2 protein-coding genes are annotated in these 5,404 nt (G+C 71.8%); one reads left to right on the top strand and one right to left on the bottom strand.

Features of this window, described 5'->3' with window-relative positions; all coding sequences use genetic code 11:
- The coding region (locus ACXJKG_RS19030; protein WP_456847300.1) for an ExeM/NucH family extracellular endonuclease at positions 1-3,883 on the top strand (3,883 nt) is incomplete at its 5' end.
- A gap of 50 nt (positions 3,884-3,933) precedes the next feature.
- Here ACXJKG_RS19030 and ACXJKG_RS19025 read toward each other — a convergent pair.
- Positions 3,934-5,220, bottom strand: coding sequence for a TrpB-like pyridoxal phosphate-dependent enzyme (locus tag ACXJKG_RS19025; protein WP_456847299.1), 1,287 nt, complete (start codon positions 5,218-5,220; stop codon positions 3,934-3,936).
- Positions 5,221-5,404 lie beyond the last annotated feature (184 nt).

Genomic DNA, 5,404 nt, shown 5'->3' with positions numbered 1-5,404 from the left:
CTCCAACACCTACTCGACCAACCAGTACGGCGAGGTCGGCCTCGCGGCGGGCACGCTGCCGCTGATCCAGCCCACCGAGGTCGGTCGCCCCGGCTCGGCCGAGGCCGCCGCCGCCGCGGCCGACAACGCCGCGCGTGGTGTCGTGCTCGACGACGGCTCGTCGACGAACTTCCTGTCGGCCGCGAACTCGGGCCTGACCCCGCCCTACGTGAGCCTGACCAACCCGGTCCGCGTCGGCGCGGCCGCGACTGTCACGGCTCCGGTCGTCGTCGACTTCCGCAACAACGTGTGGAAGCTCAACCCGACGCAGCCCGGCCCGGCCGCGGTGACGTTCGAGAACGACCGCACGACGGCCCCGGCCGCGGTGGGCGGCGACCTGAAGATCGCCTCCTTCAACGTGCTCAACTACTTCACGACGCTCGGCGCGACCACGGCGGGCTGCACCTCCTACAACGACCGCACCGGCGACCCCGTCACGGTGAACACCGGCTGCGCCCCCCGAGGCGCGTGGGACCCGGCCGACCTGCAGCGTCAGCAGGACAAGATCGTCTCGGCGATCAACGCGCTCGACGCCGACGTCGTGGGTCTGCTCGAGATCGAGAACTCGGCGACCGTCGACGGCGTCCCGGACGAGGCGCTCGGCACGCTCGTCGCCGCGCTGAACACKGCCGCCGGCTCGGACGTCTGGGCGTTCGTCCCGTCGTCGACCGAGCTGCCGCCGGCGGCCGAGATGGACGTCATCACCAACGCGATCATCTACCGCACCGCGGCCGTCGAGCGCACCGGACCGTCGCACGCGCTCGGCACGCTGAGCGGCGACGACCAGGCCTTCGGCAACGCCCGGGAGCCCATCGGCCAGGAGTTCACGCCGGCCGGCGGCGGCGAGCCGTTCTTCGTCGTCGTCAACCACCTCAAGTCCAAGGGTTCGGCGGGTCCGTGGCCGGGCGATGCCGACACCGGTGACGGTCAGGGCGCCTCGAACGAGTCGCGCGTCCGGCAGGCCGAGGCGCTGCGCGACTGGGTGCCGACCGTGCAGGGCGACGCGAAGTCGGTGGCGCTGGTCGGCGACTTCAACTCGTACACGCGGGAGGACCCGCTGCAGACGCTGTACGACGCTGGGTACGCCGACGCCGCGACCACCCTCGCGGACGGCCAGTACTCCTACTCGTTCAGCGGCCTGTCCGGCTCGCTCGACCACGTGCTGCTCAACGGCCCGGCACTGAAGCGGGCCACGGGCGCGGACATCTGGGAGATCAACGCCGAGGAGTCCATCGCGCTGGAGTACGACCGGTACAACTACCACGGCACCCTCTACTACGCGCCGGACGAGTACCGGTCCTCGGACCACGACCCGGTCGTCGTCGGCCTGGTCAACGGTGCCGCCAAGCCCGTGAACCTCACCCTGCTCGACATCAACGACTTCCACGGACGCATCGACGCCAACACGGTGAAGTTCGCGGGCACGGTCGAGCAGGAGAAGGCCGCCGCGGTGGCCGCCGGCAGCCCCGTCGCGTTCGTGTCGGCCGGTGACAACATCAGCGCCTCGCTGTTCGCCTCGGCGGTCCAGCAGGACCAGCCGACGATCGACGTGCTGAACGCGCTCGAGCTCAACGCGTCGGCGGTGGGCAACCACGAGTTCGACAAGGGGTTCACGGACCTCACGGACCGCGTGATCGCCAACAAGACGAACGCGAAGTGGGACTACCTCGGCGCCAACGTCTACCTCAAGGGCACGACGACGCCGGCCCTGCCGGAGTACTCGATCCTCGACATGGGCGGCGTCAAGGTCGGCGTCATCGGTGCGGTCACGGGGGAGACGCCCTCGCTGGTGAGCCCCGGTGGGATCACGCAGATCGACATCGGCGACCCGGTCGACGCCGTCAACCGCGTGGCCGCGCAGCTCAGCGACGGCAACGAGGCCAACGGCGAGGCCGACGTGCTGGTGGCCAGCTACCACGAGGGCGCCAGCGAGGGTCTGCCGAACGGCACCCTCGAGGACGAGGTGGCCCAGGGCGGGGCGTTCGCCAAGATCGTCGACGAGACGGCGGCGAGCGTGGACGCCATCTTCACCGGCCACACGCACCAGCAGTACGCGTGGGCCGGCCCGGTCCCGGGTGAGCCCGGCACGACGCGTCCGGTGCTCCAGACAGGCAGCTACGGCGAGTACATCGGCGAGGTCGGGCTGACGTTCGACCCGAGCACGGGCGAGGTCGTCGCGCACACGCAGAAGAACGTGCCGCGACTCGTCGCACCCGTGGTCGCCGGCAACACCCCGGCGCAGAACGAGGCGGCCTTCGCCGCGGCGCTCGTCGCGAAGTACCCCCGGGTCGCCCAGGTGAACACGATCGTGAACGCGGCCCTCGCGTACGCGAACACCGTCGGGTCCGTCCCGGTCGGCTCGGTCACGGCCGACATCACCACGGCGTTCACCGGTGGCACCTACGGTCCGACGGGCTACACCGCCCCGACGACGGCGCGTGACGACCGGGCGAGCGAGTCATCGCTCGGCGACCTCGTGGCCAACGCCCTGCGGGACACGCTCGCCCCGGACAACCTGGGCGGCGCGCAGATCGGCGTCGTCAACCCCGGCGGGTTGAGGGCCGAGCTGCTGTACGCCCCGGACGGGGTGATCACCACGGCCGAGGCCAACGGCGTCCTGCCGTTCGTCAACAACCTCTGGACGACGTCGCTCACGGGCGCGCAGTTCACGGTGATGCTCGAGCAGCAGTGGCAGACCAACGCGGACGGCACCATCCCGTCGCGTCCGTACCTGCAGCTGGGACTGTCCGACAACGTGACGTACACGTACGACGCCGCGGCTCCCGCGGGATCGCACATCACGTCCGTCACGGTGAACGGCGAGCCGATCGACCCGGCGGCGAGCTACCGGATCKGGACGTTCTCGTTCCTCACCACGGGCGGCGACAACTTCCGCGTCGTGGCCCAGGGGACGGACGCACGCGACTCGGGCCTGATCGACCGGGACGGCTGGATCGCCTACCTGCAGGCGCACCCGGGCCTGGCCCCGGACTTCGCCCGTCAGGCGGTCGGCGTGCCGGCCCAGCCGTCCTCCGTCACCGCCGGTGACACGCTGGCGTTCCCGGTGACCAAGCTGGACCTGACGAGCCTCGGCTCGCCGCAGAACACCAGCCTGGACGTCCGGCTCGACGGCACCTCGATCGGCACCGCGCCGGTCGCGGGCGGCAACGCCGACGTGTCCGTGACGGTGCCCGCGGCGACCGCTGCCGGTGCGCACACGCTGACGCTGGTGGCGAGCCCGAGCGGCACGACCGTGACGCTCCCGCTCACCGTCGAGGCGGGGGTCCCCGCGTCGACCACGTCGCTCACGGCGTCGCCGTCGAGCCAGGTGTACGCCTCCTCGTCGCGCGTCACGCTCACGGCGAAGGTCGCGGCCGACGTAGCGGTGACCGGGTCCGTCGAGTTCGTCGCCGGGACCACGGTGCTCGGCACCGCACCGCTGTCGGGGGGCACGGCCACGCTGCGGCTCGCGTCGTCCACCCCGGCGGGCAGCTACGACGTGGTCGCCCGGTTCGCCGGCGACGCCACGGTGACCGGCTCCGCGTCGGCGCCCGTGACGGTCGTGGTGAAGAAGGTGACGACGACGACCGGGCTGTCCGTGACCCGCGGGTTCCTGTTCGTCCCGTCGGTCGCCGTGGTCACGGTGTCGACCGACAACGGCAAGCTGCCCTCGGGCCGGGTCGAGATCCGGGAGGGCACCACGGTCGTCAAGACCCTGAACGTGGTGCTCGGGGTCGCGATCGGCACGGTGCCGTCCGGGACGCACACCTACACGGCGACGTTCGTCCCGTCCGACACGGCCAACGTGTCGCCGAGCACGAGCGCGCCGGTCAGCATCCGCTGATCGCACGCACGAGGGCCCGCGTCCCGGCCGGACGCGGGCCCGTCGTGTGCTCAGACGTAGTCGTGGTACGCGGGCAGGTCCAGCACGCCGTTGCCCGACAGCCCGATGACGATCGTCTGCGCCTCGGTCGCCGCGCGGGCGTGCGCGATCGCGCCGGCCACCGCGTGGGTCGACTCGGGAGCCGGGATGATCCCCTCCGCGCGCGCGAACTCGATGCCGGCCGCGAAGGCGGTGTCCTGGTCGACGGCGATGGCCTCGACGAGCCCGAGCTCGACCGCGTGCGACACCATCGGCGCCATCCCGTGGTACCGCAGCCCGCCCGCGTGGATGGGCGGCGGCACGAAGTCCTTGCCCAGCGTGTGCATCTTGAGCAGGGGAGTCAGGCCGGCGACGTCGCCGAAGTCGTACCGGTACTCGCCCTGGGTCAGCGACGGGCACGCGGCCGGTTCGCACGCCACCACGCGGGTGGTCGTGCCCTCGCGCAGGTTGCGGCCCAGGAACGGGAAGCTCAGGCCGCCGAGGTTCGAGCCGCCACCGGCGCAGGCGAACACGATGTCGGCGCTCTCCTCGATCGCGTCGAGCTGRGCGAGGGCCTCCTGGCCGATCACGCTCTGGTGCAGCAGCACGTGGTTGAGCACGCTGCCCAGCGAGTAGTGSGCGTCCGGGTCGGTCGCGGCCGCCTCGACCGCCTCGCTGATCGCCATGCCGAGGGAGCCGGTGGTCTCCGGGTCTGCCGCGAGCATCGCCCGCCCGGCRTTSGTSAGGTCCGACGGCGACGGGTGGCAGATGCTSCCGTASGTCTCCATCTGCATCCGGCGGTASGGCTTGGMGTCGTASGAGGCGCGCACCTGCCAGACCTCGCACGTGAGGCCGAGCAGGGCACAGGCCATGGCCAGGGACGCGCCCCACTGCCCGGCGCCCGTCTCSGTSGTRAGCTTCGTGATCCCCTCGGCGGCGTTGTAGTAGGCCTGCGCGACCGCGGTGTTCGGCTTGTGCGACCCGACGGGGCTGACGCCCTCGTACTTGTAGTAGATCCGCGCCGGTGTGCCCAGAGCCCGCTCGAGGCGACGCGCCCGAATCAGGGGGGACGGGCGCCACAGCGCATAGATCTCCCGSACCGGTTCGGGGATCTCGATCCAYCGCTCGGTGCTGACCTCCTGCATGATCAGCGCCATCGGGAACAGCGGCGCCAGGTCGGGCGGCGTCAGCGGCTCGCGGGTGCCCGGGTGGAGCGCCGGCGGGCACGGGGTCGGCAGGTCGGCGGCGAGGTTGTACCAGTGGGTGGGAACCGTCGAGGGGACGGTCACGCCGAGGGAGTCGAGGAGCGAGGACGTCATCAGGGCCTCCGGGTCGAGTACCAGCGAGCCCGCGACCGCCGCTGGTCCGCAGCGGCAGCGTATCGCCCGGTTCGTCCCGTCAGGCCACGTCGCGGGCCAGCAGGGCGACGACGACGGCGCCGCCCTTCGTCGCCTGCTCGCCGACGCGCCGGAAGCCCAGCCGCTCGTGGAAGGCCAGCGACTG

It is taken from the genome of Cellulomonas sp. P5_C6 (assembly GCF_054049635.1).
Note: the sequence above shows the minus strand (reverse complement) of the source record. Positions and strands in the feature narration are given on the sequence as shown.